General features: G+C 70.5%; 16 protein-coding genes and 2 tRNA genes. 12 read left to right on the forward strand and 6 right to left on the reverse strand.

All coding sequences use genetic code 11. From position 1 onward, the window contains the following. Positions 1-20 precede the first annotated feature (20 nt). The gene (locus ASF21_RS05670) at positions 21-1,184 is read left to right on the forward strand and encodes a cystathionine gamma-synthase (RefSeq protein ID WP_055767906.1); all 1,164 of its coding nucleotides are present in this window, start codon (positions 21-23) and stop codon (positions 1,182-1,184) included. A 217-nt stretch (positions 1,185-1,401) separates the two neighbouring features. On the opposite strand, the gene ASF21_RS05675 is transcribed toward ASF21_RS05670, so the two are convergent. Both ASF21_RS05675 and ASF21_RS05680 read right to left on the reverse strand, forming a co-directional pair. Beyond that, positions 1,402-1,818 carry a hypothetical protein gene (locus tag ASF21_RS05675; protein ID WP_055767909.1) on the reverse strand — a complete coding sequence of 139 codons (417 nt, stop codon included), beginning with the start codon at positions 1,816-1,818 and terminating at the stop codon, positions 1,402-1,404. 10 nt (positions 1,819-1,828) lie between these two features. Further along, complete coding sequence (locus ASF21_RS05680) at positions 1,829-3,013, reverse strand: amidohydrolase (RefSeq protein WP_055767912.1); 1,185 nt, start codon at positions 3,011-3,013, stop codon at positions 1,829-1,831. Positions 3,014-3,161: 148 nt separating this feature from the next. Here ASF21_RS05680 and ASF21_RS05685 point away from each other — a divergent pair, with 148 nt between their 5' ends. From ASF21_RS05685 to ASF21_RS05715, 7 genes are all read left to right on the forward strand, one after another. Then, positions 3,162-4,595, forward strand: a complete 1,434-nt coding sequence (locus ASF21_RS05685) for a glycosyltransferase 87 family protein (RefSeq protein ID WP_162237514.1) — start codon at positions 3,162-3,164, stop codon at positions 4,593-4,595. Further along, entirely contained in the window at positions 4,595-6,223 is a 1,629-nt protein-coding gene (locus ASF21_RS05690; RefSeq protein ID WP_055767918.1) for a sensor histidine kinase, read from the forward strand. The genes ASF21_RS05685 and ASF21_RS05690 overlap by 1 nt, the downstream gene beginning before the upstream one ends. Then, a complete protein-coding gene (locus ASF21_RS05695) occupies positions 6,220-6,894 on the forward strand; it encodes a response regulator (protein ID WP_055767921.1) in 675 nt (224 codons plus the stop codon). Before ASF21_RS05690 ends, ASF21_RS05695 begins: the two co-directional genes overlap by 4 nt. 37 nt (positions 6,895-6,931) lie before the next feature. Continuing rightward, the gene (locus tag ASF21_RS05700; RefSeq protein WP_055767924.1) at positions 6,932-7,588 is read left to right on the forward strand and encodes an MOSC domain-containing protein; all 657 of its coding nucleotides are present in this window, start codon (positions 6,932-6,934) and stop codon (positions 7,586-7,588) included. Between the two features lie 337 nt (positions 7,589-7,925). Next, complete coding sequence (locus ASF21_RS05705; RefSeq protein WP_055767927.1) at positions 7,926-9,842, forward strand: DEAD/DEAH box helicase; 1,917 nt, start codon at positions 7,926-7,928, stop codon at positions 9,840-9,842. 128 nt (positions 9,843-9,970) lie between these two features. Further along, positions 9,971-10,042 (forward strand) — tRNA-Thr (locus ASF21_RS05710). Between the two features lie 54 nt (positions 10,043-10,096). Continuing rightward, positions 10,097-10,170, forward strand: a tRNA-Met gene (locus ASF21_RS05715). A gap of 67 nt (positions 10,171-10,237) precedes the next feature. On the opposite strand, the gene ASF21_RS05720 is transcribed toward ASF21_RS05715, so the two are convergent. After that, on the reverse strand, positions 10,238-10,501 hold the full coding sequence (locus tag ASF21_RS05720) for a hypothetical protein (RefSeq protein WP_152812481.1): 264 nt from the start codon (positions 10,499-10,501) through the stop codon (positions 10,238-10,240). A 119-nt stretch (positions 10,502-10,620) separates the two neighbouring features. On the opposite strand from ASF21_RS05720, the gene ASF21_RS05725 reads away from it, so the two are divergent. Further along, positions 10,621-11,451 carry an endo alpha-1,4 polygalactosaminidase gene (locus ASF21_RS05725; protein WP_235498662.1) on the forward strand — a complete coding sequence of 277 codons (831 nt, stop codon included), beginning with the start codon at positions 10,621-10,623 and terminating at the stop codon, positions 11,449-11,451. Between the two features lie 87 nt (positions 11,452-11,538). Here the strand turns inward: ASF21_RS05725 and ASF21_RS05730 are convergent, their stop codons facing one another. From ASF21_RS05730 to ASF21_RS05740, 3 genes are all read right to left on the reverse strand, one after another. After that, a complete protein-coding gene (locus tag ASF21_RS05730) occupies positions 11,539-12,171 on the reverse strand; it encodes a hypothetical protein (RefSeq protein WP_055767932.1) in 633 nt (210 codons plus the stop codon). Between the two features lie 70 nt (positions 12,172-12,241). Further along, positions 12,242-12,871, reverse strand: coding sequence for a class I SAM-dependent methyltransferase (locus ASF21_RS05735; RefSeq protein ID WP_055767935.1), 630 nt, complete (start codon positions 12,869-12,871; stop codon positions 12,242-12,244). Beyond that, positions 12,861-13,964, reverse strand: coding sequence for an NAD(P)/FAD-dependent oxidoreductase (locus ASF21_RS05740; protein ID WP_082471259.1), 1,104 nt, complete (start codon positions 13,962-13,964; stop codon positions 12,861-12,863). The genes ASF21_RS05735 and ASF21_RS05740 overlap by 11 nt, the downstream gene beginning before the upstream one ends. A 91-nt stretch (positions 13,965-14,055) precedes the next feature. Here ASF21_RS05740 and ASF21_RS05745 point away from each other — a divergent pair, with 91 nt between their 5' ends. The 3 genes from ASF21_RS05745 to ASF21_RS05755 all read left to right on the forward strand — a co-directional run bounded on the left by ASF21_RS05745 (position 14,056) and on the right by ASF21_RS05755 (position 17,122). After that, a complete protein-coding gene (locus ASF21_RS05745) occupies positions 14,056-14,673 on the forward strand; it encodes a helix-turn-helix domain-containing protein (protein WP_055767938.1) in 618 nt (205 codons plus the stop codon). A gap of 64 nt (positions 14,674-14,737) precedes the next feature. Continuing rightward, entirely contained in the window at positions 14,738-16,468 is a 1,731-nt protein-coding gene (locus ASF21_RS17110; RefSeq protein ID WP_200914772.1) for a MinD/ParA family protein, read from the forward strand. A gap of 87 nt (positions 16,469-16,555) precedes the next feature. After that, positions 16,556-17,122, forward strand: coding sequence for a type 1 glutamine amidotransferase domain-containing protein (locus ASF21_RS05755; protein WP_055767941.1), 567 nt, complete (start codon positions 16,556-16,558; stop codon positions 17,120-17,122). Positions 17,123-17,153: the final 31 nt, after the last annotated feature.

Consider the following 17,153-nt stretch of genomic DNA (forward strand, 5'->3'; position numbering starts at 1 on the left):
CCACCATTCGCAGGAGCATCGTGACGCACTCTGACGCCCAGGGTTTCAACACCCGAGCCGTCCACGCGGGCCAGACCCCCGACCCTCTCACGGGAGCGGTGATCCCGCCCCTGTACCAGACCACCACGTTCGCGCAGGACGGCATCGGCCAACTGCGCAACGGCTACGAGTACGGCCGCGGCGGCAACCCCACGCGCGACGCGCTGCAGGTGCAGATCGCCGCGCTCGAGGGCGGGAAGCACGCCTTCAGCTTCTCATCCGGCCTCGCCGCCGAGGATGCGCTGATCCGTGCTGCGCTCCGTCCGGGCGACCACATCGTCCTCGGGAACGACGCCTACGGCGGCACCTATCGCCTGATCGACCGCGTGCTGTCCCAGTGGGGCATCACCAACTCCGCCGTCGACATGGCGGACAACGACGCCGTGCAGGCCGCCATCAGCGCGAACAACACCAGGATGGTGTGGGTCGAGACGCCGTCGAACCCGATGATGAAGATCACCGACATCGCGGCGACCGCTCAGCTCGCCCACGACGCCGGGGCCCTGCTCGTCGTCGACAACACCTTCGCGTCGCCCTACCTGCAGCAGCCGCTGACCTTCGGCGCGGACGTCGTCGTGCACTCGACCACCAAGTACATCGGCGGTCACTCCGATGCCAGTGGCGGTGCCGTCGTCGTCGACGACGACGAGCTGGCGGAGAAGATCGGCTTCGTACAGTTCGCCGTCGGAGCCGTGTCGGCGCCGATGGAGGCCTGGCTGACGACGCGGGGACTCAAGACCCTGGGCGTCCGCATGGACCGGCATTCCTCGAACGCCCTGGCGATCGCCCGCTGGCTGCAGGAGCAGGACGAAGTGGAGCGCGTGTACTACCCGGGCCTGCCCGAGCACCCCGGCCACGACCTCGCCGCGGCGCAGATGAAGGACTTCGGCGGCATGATCTCCGTGACGTTCAGGGGTGGAGCGGAGGCTGCGAAGAAGGTTGCGGAGAACACGAGCGTCTTCATCCTCGCAGAGTCCCTGGGTGGCATCGAGTCGCTCATGAACTACCCGTCGGACATGACGCACGCCTCCGTCAAGGGCACCGAGCTCGCCGTTCCCGAGAACCTGATCCGGCTGTCCGTCGGCATCGAGGACCTCGAGGACCTCATCGGCGACCTCGAGCAGGCCATCTCGGCACTGCGCTGACAGCTGCTGCACGTGAAGGGCCCCTCCGGTCGGAGGGGCCCTTCGTGTTCTCGGGATCCGCGGGCTCGGAATCGGGCTCGGCGACGGGCTGCGGTGTCGTGCACGTCCTCGGCCCGCGGCGACGCTGATCTGCGGCGTGCCGCGGCCCGACCCGCGCCGGGTCGGGTCGGTTGAAGCGCGCACGACGCCGCGGAGAGTGTCGAGTGCCCGGCAGACCCTAGCGGGACCCGGGCAGCCTGAACCGCTTCTTCGCCTTCGGCTGCGTCAGCTGGAAGTAGTCGCTGCTCTGCGGCAGCCACATGAGCAGCACCGCGACGAGCATGGCCACCGCGACCAGGGACAGCCCCGGGGTGCCCCGCACGATGATGGGGACCCCGACGATGATGCCGATCGTGGAGAGCAGTTCACGCCCGCCCCTCCTGCCCCGCCGCAGCGGGAGCAGGAGGATCAGCTGCAGGACGGCCAGCGCCCCGAACAGTGTGCCGAGCCCGATGAAGCCTGCGCGGTCCGAGTCCTCCATCACCGCGGACGCGATGAACGAGCCGGCCGCGACGGCGAGGAGCACCGAGATCACGAGCCACAGGATGATCGCCGCCCGCAGCGTGAAGGGCCTCGGCGGCAGGGGAGCGGCCACCGATGACGGCCTAGACGCGCGGGGCAACGGTGGCGCTGTGCGTCTCGGTGTCGTAGGAGTAGACCTCCGTGCCGCCGATCCAGACCTGCAGTGCGCGCTGCATGACGTCGAGGGGATCGCCGCTCCACAGGACGAGGTCCGCGTCCTTCCCGACGGCGAGCGAGCCGAGGCGATCGGCGAGTCCGAGGACCTTCGCAGGGTTGATGGTGATCGACCGCAGCGCGGTCTCCCGGTCCAGCCCCTCCTTGATGGCCAGGGTGGCCTGGTGCACCAGGAAGTTGATCGGGATGACCGGGTGGTCGGTGATGATCGAGATCTCGACGCCGGCCCTCGCCAGCTTGCCCGGGTTCGCGATCGAGCGGCCGCGGAGCTCCACCTTGGACTTGGTAGTGAAGAGGGGGCCGATCAGGACAGGGGTGCCCCGCTCCGCGAGGACGTCCCCGAGCAGGTGGGCCTCGGTGCCGTGGTCCAGCACGAGATCGTAGCCGAACTCGTCGGCGATGCGGATCGCTGTCGCGATGTCGTCGGCACGGTGAGCGTGCTGACGCCACGGGATCTCGCGGCGGAGCACCATGGCCAGGGCCTCCATGTGCGGATCGCGGGCGTTCTCGTCGGCCTTGCCCATGTAGTTCTGGGCCTTCATGAAGGCCTCGCGGATCACCAGGGCGGTGCCGAGGCGCGTGGACGGCGTCTTCCCCTTGGCGCCGTAGACCCGCTTCGGGTTCTCACCGAGGGCGGACTTCAGGCCGCTGGGGGAGCGCAGCACCATCTCCTCGAGGTAGCGCCCGTGCGTGTGGAGGGCGACGGCGAGGCCGCCGATCGGGTTGCCCGAGCCGGGGTTCACGTTCACCGTGGTCACGCCGCCCGCGAGCGCGTCGTCGAATCCGGGATCGAAGGGGTTGATGGCGTCGATCGCGCGGACACCGGCGGTGTTCGGGTCCGTCATCTCGTTCGTGTCGTCACCGGCGACGCCCTCACCCTCCTCGTGCGTCCCGAGGTGCACGTGGGCGTCGACGAAACCGGGCAGCAGCCACTTGCCGGCGGCATCGACGACGACGGCGCCGTCGGGCACGGTCGCGGAAGCGCCGAGCGCGGAGATCCGCCCGTCCTCGACGACGACGGTGCCGTCGAACGGCTCGCCGTCGATCGGGACGACGTGGGCGTTCGTGATGGCGACGATCTGGGGGGAGGACATCGGTGGATGGACCTTTCGCAGCGGGAGGGGTGATTTCCACCATATCCGCACGGGAGCAGCTTCCCGAGGGGGCGTGCCTACACTGGATGAGCCGTTGCCCGCCGAATCCGCCGTGCCCGGCTCCATCCCCGTCCTTCGGAAGGCACGCATGAGCCAGCGCACTGTCCCGGCGACCCGGCGGGTGCTCGGCGTCGTCGTCGCCCTCGTCGTGGCCGCCGCGCTGGCGACGTGGGCGTACGCCTGGGCCGACTTCATCGGCCTCGACTACCGCGTCTACCGGATGGGTGGCCAGTCCGTGGTCGACGGCGACGGTTCCCTCTACACGCGGTCCTTCGGGGAGGGAGAGGGCTCGCTCCTCTTCACCTATCCGCCGTTCGCGGCGCTCGCCTTCACGGCGCTGACCCTCGTGAGCGCCGAGACCGGGGCCGTGCTCTTCGTGGGATTGTCGGTCCTGATCGCCGCCGCGACCTCGTTCCTCATCACCCGATACCTCGGCGGCTTCCGGTCGGTGCGCGCCGTCATCGCCCATCCGTCCGCCCTGCCCCTCGCGATCGTCGGGACCGGGCTCGTGTGCCTGCTGGGGCCGTGGCGCGAGACGATGGCCTTCTCCCAGGTGAACATCCTGCTGTTCGCGATGATCGCGGCCGATCTCCTGTCCGGACCGCACCGCCGCCTGCCCACGGGCCTGCTCACGGGGATCGCGGCGGGCATCAAGCTCACCCCGCTCGTCTTCGGCCTCTACTTCCTGGCACGCGGCGAGTGGAAGCAGCTGTTCACCATGGCCGCGGGCTTCTTCGGGACCATCGCCCTCGGTTTCCTCCTGCTGCCCGCCGAGTCGGCGACCTACTGGCTGCAGATGCTGCGCGATACGGGCCGCATCGGCGGCGAAGGATATGTGGACAACCTGTCGATCCGTGGCGCCATCCTGCACGTGATGGGGCCAGATTTCCCGTCGACCGTCCCGTGGCTCATCATCTCCCTGCTCCTCGTCGCGGGGACCACGTACGTCATCCGCACAGCGAAGCAGCGCGGGGACCGTTTCCTGCCGATGGCCATGACGGCGCTGCTCATGCTGCTGATCTCACCGATCTCCTGGTCCCACCACTGGGTCTGGATCGTCCTGGTCCTCGCCGTCCTCGCGGGCCAGGCTGCCGGCCTCCCCGCGGAGCTGAAGGCCTACCGGACGACGGCGGCCGTCCTTTTCGTCTCCACCCTCGTGGTGTTCATCTACTCGCCCAAGACCATCGGCCTGCTGTTCGGCGCCGTGGACCTCAACTCGCAGCTGACGACCGGCTGGCTGGTAGCCGCCAGCGCCGGCGTGGTCTGCGCCCTGGCCACGACCGTGTTCTGGGTGCTGCTCTCGCGCATCCCGGCACCCCTGTCCACCGGGGGACGGGCCGCGCCGGGAGCCGGCGCGGACGGGGGAGGCACCGGCGGGGAGGACGTCGTGTCGGAGGACGCACTCCCGGACGACCCCCTCCCCGAGGACACCGCGCGTCACCACGCGCACGGGGACGCCACGGACGAGGCACGGCAGGACGGCGCGTACGACAACGTCGCGCCCGGCACCCGCCGCCGCTGATGGTGCCCGCAGCGCGGCGGACCCTCGTGGCCCCCGTGGGCCGCGCGCGCGTCGCCGCCGGATGCGCGATCGCGCTCGTCCTCCCGCCGCTGCTGGAACTGGCCGTCTTCTCGGTGGGCGGCTCCCTGCTCGCCGTCGACGTCCTGTTCCAGATCGCAGGCGTCATCGCGGTCGCGCTGATCGGCGGATTGTGGCCGGCTCTGCTCGCCGCCCTCTGGAGCAGCATCATCCTGAACTACACCTCGACCGAGCCGTTCGGCTCCCTCGAGATCTCCGAGGCCGAGAACGTCGCCACGGTGCTGATCTTCATCGCGGTGGCAGTGACGGTGTCCCTCGTCGTCGGACTGTCCGCACGGCGTTCCCGAGAAGCGGCCATGGCGCAGCAGGAAGCCGCGTTGCTCGGTGACCTCGCGCGGGGAGCGCTCGCGGAGGAGGACACGCTGCAGGGTTTCCTCCGCCACGTGCAGGCGCAGTTCGATGCCGACGCCGTCGCCCTGTTCGCCGGTGCAGGGGACGGTGGGTCGGCGGAGGGTCGGTCGGTGGGGGGTGGCCCGGCGGACGGTGGGGCGGGCCGCGGTGGGTCGGCGGGGCAGGGGCACGACCAGAGGACCGGGATGGAGCGCAGGGCACTGGCCGTCCGGCCCGGGCCGGAGGGCAGCGCCGCGGGTGAGCCGGTCCGCCGTCAGGACCGGCAGGACCGGGCGGTCCGGCGGACTCCCGCCGGCCCCGCCGATCCCTGGCCGATCGGTGCGGCGACCGCCGTAGAGCAGGTGGGCGACGACGTCTCGCTGGCTCTCTTCGGCACCACCCTCTCCGCCCGGGAGCGGGGGCTCCTGCGCGCCTTCGCGGGGCAGCTCCGCGCCCTGTTGCAGCGCCAGGAACTCCTCGCCAGCACGCGGACCAACCGGAGGCTGGTCGAGGGCAACGTCATGCGCACCGCCATCCTCAGATCCGTCTCGCACGATCTCCGCACGCCGCTGGCCGGGATCAAACTGGCCGTCAGCAGCCTCCGGCGCGCGGACGTCACCTTCTCGCAGGAGGACGAGGACGAGCTGCTCGCGACCATCGAGGACTACTCGGACCGCCTGGACGCCCTCGTGAACAACCTGCTGGACATGTCGCGCATCAGCGGCGACGCCGTCAACCCGCACCTGCGGCCGCTCAGGTGGACCGACGTCGTCGGCCCTGCGCTCGCCAACGTGCCGGGGGACCGCGTGTACGTGGCCATCCCGCCGAACCTGCCGGCCGTCGACGCGGACCCGGGACTGCTCGAGCGTGTCGTCGCGAACATCGTCGAGAACGCCGTGAAGTACGCACCGGGCTCCGCCGTCGAGATCACCGCTTCCGCGGGTGGTACCGGCCGCGCCCTCGTCAACGGCTTCCCGGCCGGTGAACTGCGCGTGATCGACCACGGGCGCGGGGTGTCGCGCGGCGACGTGGAGGCCATGTTCCGGCCGTTCCAGCGGCTCGACGACGCCCCGTCCGGCGCCGGCGTGGGGCTGGGCCTCGCGGTCGCCAAGGGATTCACGGAGGTCATGGGCGGGATGCTCGACGCCGAACAGACACCGGGCGGCGGCCTCACCCTCGTCATCAGGCTGCCCATCTCCACCGGAGCGGTGGAGCTGTGACGCGCGTGCTGGTGGTCGACGACGAACCGCAGCTCCTTCGCGCCCTGGAGATCAACCTCCGCGCGTACGGCTACCAGTGCGTGACGGCAGTGGACGGCGAGACGGCGCTCGGGGCCGCGGCGGAGCACCACCCGGACATCATCGTGCTGGACCTCGGCCTGCCGGACATCGACGGCGTCGAGGTCATCCGCCGCATCCGCGGCTGGTCGCAGGTCCACATCATCGTGCTCTCCGCCCGGCACGGCTCCGAGGACAAGGTGGACGCGCTCGACGCCGGAGCCGACGACTACGTGACGAAGCCCTTCGGACTGGACGAGCTCCTGGCCCGGCTGCGGGCGGCCGCGCGGCGTGCAGCGGTCGAGGCCGAAGCGCCGGTGATCACCACGCCGGACTTCACCCTCGACGCAGGGGCCCGGAGGGTGATCAGGGGCGGCAAAGACGTCCGGCTCACCCCCACGGAGTGGAAGATCGTGGACCGGCTGATCGCGCATCCCGGGAAGCTCGTCACCCAGCAGCAGCTCCTCCTCGACGTCTGGGGGCCCGCCTACGCGAAGGACGTGCAGTACCTCCGGGTGTACATGGCGCAGCTGCGCAAGAAGCTCGAACGGGACCCGGCGGCGCCGCGCCACTTCGTGACGGAGAGCGGCATGGGGTACCGCTTCGAACCCTGACCCGTGCCCGCCCGGGCCGACCCCTAGGATGGTCCCCATGACCACCGGAACGCTCCTCGCCGTCTGTCGTGTGCACGGGCTCCTGCCCACGAAGGACTCCACCGGTGTGACCGCCATCGACAAGCGGCCGGTCGAGGGTCCCGTCACGGTGCATCCGCTCGGTCTCACGGGGGACATCCAGGCCAGCAGGAAGCACCACGGCGGTCCTACGAAGGCCGTCTATGCCTATGCGCAGGACGACGCGGACTTCTGGTCGGCAGAACTCGGACGCGAGGTCACGCCCGGGCTGTTCGGCGAGAACCTCCGGGTCTCCGGCGTCGACGCCTCGCACGCGGTGATCGGTGAACGCTGGAGTGTCGGGGATCAGGTGGTGTTGGAAGTGACCATGCCCCGGACGCCGTGCGTGAACTTCGCGCGCTACCTGGGCGAGCGGTCGTGGGTCAGGCGTTTCGCCGAGGCCAACCGCGTGGGCACCTACCTCAGCGTCGTGACGAAGGGGAGTATCTCGGCCGGGGACACCATCCGGGTCACGGACGTCCCCGACCACGGCATCACCGCGGCACAGGTCTACGCCGGCCTGTCGGAGGGGCAGGCGCAGTCCCTCCTCGGAGCCGCCGACTCGACAGGACTGAAGCTCACCCCCCAGGTGCGGAAGGCAGCGCTGCAGGCCCTGAGAGTGGCGTCGTTCGCCTGACGTGCCGAACGTCACGCGCCCCACGTCGCCCTCCCGGCGCGCGCGGGGGCCCGCATGCCGTAGACTCAAAACATCCCCCACACCGGTATTCCCTTTATTTCCGCCCCTCATCGGGCCGGATAGGTTGTGTTGGGGCTCGGAGCACAGACTCGCGAGCAGATTCATCAGGGAGCGCCGGCTAGAAGAAAAGTCACACATCACTGCTGAGAGAGCAGCGAACCACGTGTGACGAGAAGTCCTGCCGCGGGATTGAAACAGTGCCGGATTTCTATGTTCATTCGGCACTCCGGGCTCCACCCCGTAGGGCCGACCGGCACCTACCTGGAGGATTTTTCCCGTGCCTGAAAACCTGTCCGAGCAGATCATCGACACCACTCCCGTCACCGAGGCGGCCGCAGCGGCTCCCGCCGGCGCACCGGAGGACGACGACGTGAGCATCCGCTTCACCGAGCTCAACCTCGACGGCCGCATCCTCGCAGCCCTGACCGACCTCGGCTACGAGAAGCCGTCGCCCATCCAGGCGGCTACCATCCCCGCACTCCTCGAAGGCCGCGACGTCGTAGGCCTGGCGCAGACCGGGACCGGCAAGACCGCGGCGTTCGCCGTCCCGGCGCTCTCGAAGATGGCGGAGCTCGCCGACGTCAACGGCGGTCCCAGCAAGAACACGCAGGTCCTGGTGCTCGCACCGACCCGCGAGCTCGCGCTCCAGGTGGCCGACGCCTTCACGTCCTACGCCAAGCACATGGACGGTTTCACCGTCCTTCCCGTGTACGGCGGATCCCCGTACGGCCCGCAGCTCAACGGCCTCCGTCGTGGCGCGCAGGTCGTCGTCGGAACGCCCGGGCGTGTCATCGACCACATCGAGAAGGGGTCGCTCGACCTGTCCAACCTCGAGTACGTGGTGCTCGACGAGGCCGACGAGATGCTCCGCATGGGCTTCGCCGAGGACGTGGAGAAGATCCTCTCCTCCACGCCCGAGGAGAAGCAGGTCGCCCTGTTCTCCGCGACCATGCCCCCGGCCATCCGCCGCATCGCCAAGAAGTACCTGAACGATCCGGCCGAGATCTCGGTCAAGGGCAAGACGACCACGGGCACCAACACTCGTCAGCGCTACCTGCAGGTCATGGGCCCGCACAAGCTCGATGCGATGACCCGCATCCTCGAGGTGGAGGACTACGACGGCATCATCGCCTTCGTCCGCACCAAGGCGGCTACCGAAGACCTGGCGGACAAGTTGCGTTCACGGGGCTTCTCGGCAGCAGCCATCAACGGGGACATCCCGCAGCAGCAGCGTGAGCGCACGGTCGAGGCCCTGCGTGACGGAAAGATCGACATCCTCGTCGCCACGGACGTCGCCGCCCGTGGCCTCGATGTGGAGCGCATCTCGCTCGTCGTGAACTACGACATCCCGAACGACACCGAGTCCTACGTCCACCGCATCGGCCGCACCGGCCGTGCAGGGCGCTCGGGTGACGCGATCCTCTTCATCACCCCGCGTGAGAAGTACCTGCTGCGGTCGATCGAGAAGGCCACGCGCCAGCCGGTCGAGCAGATGCAGCTGCCCTCCACCGCCAAGATCAACGAGCTGCGCCTCAGCAAGTTCGCGGACAAGATCACGCAGACGCTCGCCGGCAAGGACGTGGCCCTGTTCCGCGACCTCATCGCCACCTACGAGCGCGAGCACGACGTGCCCGCGACCGAGATCGCTGCCGCCCTCGCCGTCATGGCGCAGAACGGCCAGCCGATCCTCGTCCAGGACATCCCCGTCGCCCCCGCCGGACAGCGTGAGCGTGCCGAGGGTCGCAAGGACGCCTTCGGGTCCCGTGGCCCGACGCGAACGCTCACGGAGGGCAACGCCACCTACCGCATCGCGGTGGGACGTCGCCAGCGCGTGATGCCGGGCTCGATCGTCGGAGCCATCGCCAACGAGGGTGGAATCTCCTCCTCGCAGATCGGCGGCATCGACATCCGGGCCGACCACAGCCTCGTGGAACTCCCGGCGGACCTCTCGACCGATCAGCTGCGGGCTCTCTCCCGTACGCGGATCGGTGGCGAGCTGATCCACCTCGAGTTGGACAAGGGCCGCAAGCCCGCGGGCAACCGCGGCGCGGGCGAGTTCAAGAAGCCCTTCAAGAAGGACTTCCCGAAGCGCGACGGCGACACCCGCTTCTCGGGCGATGCCAATCGCAAGCCACGCTCGAAGGGCGCGGGAGCCGGGGCCGGACGCTCCAGCGCCCAGTCCGACCAGTGGTAGGAATCAGCTCGTAGAACCCCGTCGGACCCGTGCCTGGCACGGGTCCGACGCGGAACCGCGGTACCGCTCCTGAGGGCGGCCCACGATTTCGCACCAACGGTCGGGAACTGGTAAAGTTTCTTGCTGTTGCCCCCCTAGCTCAGTGGTAGAGCGCGTTCTTGGTAAGAACGAGGTCACCGGATCGATTCCGGTGGGGGGCTCGCAAATGAGGGGCCCGTGACGATCAGCCGATCGGTGCGGGCAGCCTCGTTTAGGGCGGTGTAGCTCAGCTGGTTAGAGCGCACGACTCATAATCGTGAGGTCCCGGGATCGAGTCCCGGCACCGCTACCTCGCAGGACAGGGAAGGCCCCGGAGCTTCGGCTCCGGGGCCTTCGGCGTTCCGTCCGCTGCGGCGTCAGCCCGCGGCGCTCTCCGCGTCCTCGGATGCCGGCGCGTCGCCCCTGAGGGCTGCGTCGCGATCCACCTGGCGGCGATCGAGCTCCTCGCGAAGATCATGGTGCCGGCCCTCCGTCTCCGCATCCACGTCACCGTCGCGGATGTACTGGAGATCCCGGTCACGGTGGTTCCTGCTGTTCAGGATGTCGAGGTCATCCCGATCGACGGACGAGAGATCCTCGGGGAAGTCCTTCTCCGGGTCCAACCTGCTGCTATCACTCACGAACTGCCTCATTCACGCGCTCAACCCGATGTGCCCCTTCTTCTAGAGGCGAGACAGACACTACCGCAGCACTCCGACCCCGGCTGCACGCGTCAGCAGGACAGGGGGGGTGCGCCCGCGTGGCTCCCACCGCCCGGCAGCGCTACGGTGGCACGGTGGATGATCGACGGCAGGGCTGGAGGCTGACGGCGGTGCTGGTCGCCGCGACGGCGCTGATCGGCGGCTGCTCCGCGGCGGCCGAGGCGCGGCCCTTCCCTGCAGGGGTGCCCTGGGACTACCAGCTCGGCGGATCCTATCCGCCCGCGGAAGGCACCGGCGTCGTCGTCCGGGAGCTGTCCGACGGACCGGCCGACGGTGTGTACTCGATCTGCTATGTCAATGCCTTTCAGACGCAGCCCGGCGCGTCCTCCGGGTGGCTGGCCGACGGCCTCGTCCTGACGATCGACGGCGAGCCGCTCGCCGACCCCGACTGGCCGGACGAGTACCTGCTGGACACGGGGACGGAGGCGAAGCGGACCGCCATCGCCGCCCGGACCGGAGCCGTCCTCAAGGAATGCGCGGACCGTGGCTTCGACGCCGTCGAACTGGACAATCTCGATTCCTACGTCCGGTCGGACGGGCTGCTCGTCCTCGACGACAACAGGGCGCTGGCGACGACGCTCGTGGCGGCGGCGCAGCGGCTGGGGCTGCTGGTGGGCCAGAAGAACGCGGCCGAGGACACGGCGGAGCTGGCGGGCGCCGGTTTCGACTTCGCCATCGCCGAGCAGTGCGTGGAGTTCGGTGAGTGCGGGGAGTACGCGGCGCAGTACGGTGACGCGGTGCTCGCCGTCGAGTATCCGGGACCGACGACGGACGCCTGCGCCGATGGGGACCGGCCGTCGTCGACGGTGGTGCGGGACCGGGAACTCTCGAGGCCCGGCGATGTCGGCTATCTGTTCCGGAGGTGCTGACCGCGTCCGCAGCGATCCGTCCCGGCGCGGGGGGAACGGCGAAGCCCGGCAGGTCCTCCTGCCGGGCTCCGTGCCGTCGGGTGATGACTAGCGCCTGCCCCGGGCGGCGTCCTTGACGGACTGCGGGGTCGGGCGACCGAGTTGCTGGTCGAGGGCGACCCGCAGCCGGGCCTTGGCGGCGGTGACCCGCGATGTGTCGGCCGGCCGTCGGTCGGTACCCGGGGCGGGCGGAGGTGTCCGTACTGGTGCCCTGTCGGTCATGCGACCTCTCCTTCCACTCGTCCTGCCCGATTCTCCGGTACCGCCGTCGGGCAGTCCAGCGCCCGCACCCTCGGGATCGGCCGTGGGGTTGCCCCCCCAGATCGCGTCCAGGATCAGCCGGTCCTCCTCGGTGGACAGCTCGCTGTAGGACAGCTGCAGCAGCGCCTCGACACCCGCCTCCTGCCGGACGGGGTCGAGCGACGTCGCGGCGTCGATCGCCCACTGGGTCCGCCGCCACCATTCCGCACGGTCGTCCGCGCGCCGTTTCTGGTCGAGGGCGGCGCGGTCCGCCGCGGCGCGCTGGCGCAGGGTCGCGAAAGCCGTCAGCGTCGCCAGCACGGCCGCGAGGAGGACGGCGAAGGGCGCGAGCGCACCGACCTCCTCCCACCAGGACGGCCCGTCGGACACCAGGTCGACGACGATCGGATCCGGCTGCAGGGTGAGGGCTGGGGCGGACATGGCGCCAGCGTAGTCTCCGCCCCTGCCCCTCGGAGGTTCGTGCCGCATCCGGCCCGGGCGCCCACGTCGATCAGCCCGTGCGCACCGCCAGGAGGACGGCATCGCTGATCGCGTGATCGTGACCGTCGGGCGAGCGCTCGACGCGCGGACGGGACTCGCACACGCGGACATCCCAGGAGTCGTCGAGGAGGGCCGCGATCTCCTGGGCCGTGAAGTAGAGGTCGGCCTGGTGCGGCCGTCCTACCCCGGAGTGCAGGTCGGAGGGATCGTGCGCCACGATCAGCAGCGTCCCCCCGACGGCCACGCGGCTCGCGAGTTCCCCGAAGACCCGTGAGCGGTGCGGCTCGGGCAGGTGCATGAACTGGATCGACACGAGGTCGAGGTCGCGGGGCAGGTCCGGTGAGGCCAGGAGGTCCACCTGCTGCCAGTGCAGGCGTTCCGCGAGGGACGGGTCGAGTGCCGCCGAGTGCGCCCGGGCCCGGTCCAGGGCGACCTCGGACACGTCGATCCCGAGGATGTCCCAGCCCTGATCGGCGAGCCAGGCGGCATCCGCGCCCTCCCCGCAGCCGACGTCGAGCGCGGAGCCCGGCCGCAGGCCATCCACCTCGGCCACGAGATGCCGGTTCGGCTTCCCGCTCCAGATGCGGTCCCGCTGCCGGTACCTCTCGTCCCAGAACTCCTGCGTGTACTCAACCAGCACGGCGTACTCCTTCGTCCAGTGACTGCGTCGTCGCTCCCGCAGCGGCGCTGATGACCGCCCCATCATCCAACCCGTGGCGCCGGTCGCCAAGGACACCGGCCGAGACCTCGGCCTCCACCGCCGCGGAGAAGGGCCCGCTCCGGCCCTCGACCGCCCAGGCCGTCTCCTCCTCGATCAGGTGGGCGTTGATCATCGCCCCGGCCGTCATGCCCTCCGCGGCCGCGACGATCACCTGGGCCGAGACGTTCGAGACGTTCCCCGCCACGTAGACGCCCGGCACCGCCGTGGTGCCCATGGGGCCGGGTTCGAGGAAGGTGCCCATGCCCGTGGGGTGGTCCCGGAGCTCGAGGCCCAGCTCCTCGGCGAGTCCGCCCCGGGCGTTCATCCTGCTCCCGACGGCGAGGGCCTGGAGGTCGAAGCCCGTCCCGTCCGCCAGGGTCACCCCCGTCAGTCCGCCGTCGATCGAGTCCACGGAGGCGACGGCGCCGTCGACGACGCGCACGGACCGCGCCGCCAGTTTTTCCCACTCCTCGTCGGAGGGGATCAGCGTGTCGTTCAGGAAGAGGGTGATGTTCTCCGACCACTGCCTGAACAGGAGGGCCTGGTGCGCGGACAGGGCGCCGGTCGCGAGGATGCCGATGTTCTGCCCACGGATCTCGTAGCCGTGGCAGTAGGGGCAGTGCACGACGCCCGAGCCCCACTGCTCCCGGAGACCCGGGATGTCCGGGAGGCCGTCCTGCAGGCCCGTGGCCAGGAGGACCCGACGCCCCGTCACGGTCCGGCCGTGGTCGAGCTCCACCTCGAAGCCCTCGGCCACGCGGCGTGCACCGACTGCCTCGGCGGTCACGACGGCCGTCCCGTAGGCCTCCGCCTCGGCACGGCCGGCGGCGAGGAGGGCGAGAGGATTCATGCCCTCGCGCGAGAGGTACCCATGGACGCCGTCGGCGGGGGCGTTGCGGGGGGTACCGGCGTCGATGACGAGGACGCGGCGCAGCGCCCGGCCCAGCGTGACGGCGGCGCTCAATCCCGCTGCGCCGCCGCCGATCACGACGACGTCGTACCGGGCGCTGGGGGTGTCGATGGTGCGTGGCATGCGCGTTCTCCTTCGGAAGTACTGGTCCACCAAGCATCCGCAGTCACGACCAGAAGGGCAAAGTATCTTGCCGCTATGGCAAACTGGCAGCATGACGACTGAACTCGACGCGGTCCTCGGGGCCGTCGGACCCCGGCTTCGCGCCCTGAGGGCCCAGCGGAACCTGACCCTGACCGAGGTGTCCGCGGCGTCGGGCGTCTCCGTCAGTACCCTCTCGCGGCTCGAGGCGGGGCGGCGCCGCCCCAATCTCGAGCTGCTCCTGCCCATCGCGAAGCTCTACGGGGTGCCCCTCGACGACCTCGTGGGCGCACCCCCCACGGGGGACCCGCGCATCCACCTCCGTCCGATCGAGCACCGGGGGATCACGGCGATCCCGCTGACCAGACGACCGGGCGGGGTCCAGGCGTTCAAGATGGTGCTCGCCGGGGACGCGCGCGGCGCGGACCCGGACCCCCAGGTCCACGAGGGCTACGAGTGGCTCTACATCCTCAACGGGTCCCTGCGGCTCGTACTCGGGGAGAACGACTTCGTGCTCGGGCCCGGGGAGGCGGCGGAGTTCGACACGCACACGCCGCACTGGTTCGCCAGCGCCGACGGACGCACCGTGGAATTCATCAGCCTGTTCGGGAAGCAGGGGGAGCGGATGCATGTCAGGGCGCGTCCACAGCGCGCCGGCAGGGCCGGGACCACTCCATCGGCGTCCTTATAGGATGAGCGCAGTCGGAACGACTGACAGCGGCCCGTCGCAGGGCCGGCGGGGGAACGGAACACCAATGACGCAAGACCAGTCTGCCTGGATGCCGGACGACGCCCCGGAGGGGGCGGGAGGCACACGACGACGCCGGGCCGCCTCGGACGCAGGCCCGCCCCGCTTCGTCGACCGTTTCGCTCCCGAGGACACGGTCGGCGCCGACGCCCCGACGGGCAGCGCCCCGCACCCCGACGACGACGTCGACCTGACGGTCCGTCGGGCACCGACCCCGACCACCCCCGCATCCTTCACGTCCCCCGCACCAGGCACGCCGGACGGTCCCACGCCGGACGGTCCGCCGCCGGGCGCCAACGCGCCGTCCTCCGTGCGCGGACCCGCGGGGGTCCCGGTCTTCGAGGCGCCTGCCTCCGGGCCGGTCCGTATCTCGGTGTCCTCTCCCGGTCCGATCGGGGAGCCGGCACCAGGTGCTGCGAGGGATGGCGGGATGGTCCCGGATCCGATCCCCACCGGCCCCCAGCCGACTGCGCCCGGTCGTCCTGCCACGGGACCGGACGCCGAGAACTCCTCGGTCTCCCCGGCGGAGTTCCCGGTACCGCAGCCGCTCCCGGTGCCCCCGGCGTCCCCCGGCCCGCCCGCCCCGGTGCCCGGTGCCCCGTCCGCACTCGTGTCCAGCCCCTCCGGTGGCCCGGCAGCAGCCGCCGCCGTATCAGCGCCCGCCACGCCTGCCACGCCCGCCGCCCCCGCATCAGCGTCACCGACGGCAGCCGCCCCCGCATCAGCGTCACCGACGGCAGCCGCCCCGGCCGCGGGCGGGGCCTCCGGGCAGTTCGCCGCCATGGCGGCGTCCACCGCGGCGACGGGGCTGCGTCCGAGGGATGGCCGCAAGTCCTTCCTCTCTGCCGACACCGCCGTCGTTCCCGCCGAAACGGGCCTCCGCGGCGTCCTCTCACGGCTCGGCATGCGCATGCCACCGTCCCCTGCCGAACTCTCGATGCGCGAGGATGTCGCGGCGGTCAGCAGGCACTGGCCCGGCCCCCGGACGATCGCCGTGGCGAACGGCAAGGGTGGAGCGAACAAGACACCCACCACGGTGATGCTCGCCGCGGTGTTCGCCCGCAACGGCGGGGCGCCCGTCCTGGCCTGGGACAACAACGAGACCCGCGGCACGCTCGGGTGGCGGACGGAGCAGGGCCCGCACGAGGCGACCGTCCTCGACCTCCTGCCGCAGACGGACGCCCTCCTCGCGCCCTCCGCGCAATCGGCCCTCCTGGCGCGCTACGTCCACCACCAGACGGCGGACAAGTTCGACGTTCTCCGGTCCAAGCCGGACGTCCTCGCCACGCAGCAGAAGGTGACCTCCCAGGACTTCGACGCCCTGCACGAGGTCGCGTCCAAGTACTTCAGGCTGAACGTCATCGACTCGGGCAACGACGAGACGGCCGAACGCTGGCTCCGCATGATCCACCACACGGACCAGCTCGTCATCGCCACCACGACCCTGGAGGAACACGCCGAGGCGGGTGCGCTGCTGCTCGAGGCGCTGCGGGCGCGGGGCGGTCGCTACGGCGAGCTGTCGGAGCGGGCCGTCGTCGTGGTCAGCCAGTCGGACAAGAACGGGACGCAGGCCCAGGCCCGGGCGATCGCCGACGGGTTCGGCGACCTGGCCCGACGCGCGGTGACCATCCCGTTCGACATCGCACTCCTCAAGGGGCGCATCCGCTTCTCCGCGCTGCGACCGGCGACGCAGCGTGCCTGGCTCGCAGCCGCGGCCGCCGTCTCGGAAGGGCTCTGAACACAGATACTCAGCTTGCTTATCACTTCGTTGGTTCCTAGGCTGGGTGGACGTACGCCAGCCACGCTCTACGCAAGGGAGAACAGCATGTCCACACACGACATCTCAGGCAAGAAGGTCGCCTTCCTGCTGACCGACGGGGTGGAGCAGATCGAGCTCACCAGCCCCTGGGACGCGGTCAAGGAAGCGGGCGGCGTACCCACGCTCGTCTCGCCCGCAGCGGGGCCGCTGCAGGGTTTCAACGGCATGGACAAGGGTGACACCTTCGACGTCGACCTCGCGGTCTCCGACGCGAAAGCGGAGGACTACGACGCACTGGTGCTCCCCGGCGGCGTCGTCAACGCCGACTTCCTGCGCGTCGACACGGACGCCCAGCGTTTCGCCCGCGCCTTCTTCGAGCAGCACAAGCCCGTCGCCTCCATCTGCCACGGGCCCTGGCTGCTGATCGAGGCGGGCGTGGTCGATGGCCGTGACCTGACGTCCTTCCACACCCTGGCCACCGACCTGAAGAACGCCGGCGCCAACTGGAGCGACGAGGAGGTGGTTGTGGACCAGGGACTGGTCACCAGCCGCAACCCCGGCGACCTCGACGCCTTCAACGACAAGCTCCTCGAGGAGATCGAGGAAGGTCCGCACGAGGGCCAGACCGTCTGAGTCGACGGCGAGATGCCTCGCGAACGGCGAC

Origin of the sequence: Arthrobacter sp. Leaf234 (assembly GCF_001422665.1) — a bacterium.
Taxonomy (GTDB): Bacteria; Actinomycetota; Actinomycetes; order Actinomycetales; family Micrococcaceae; genus Arthrobacter_D.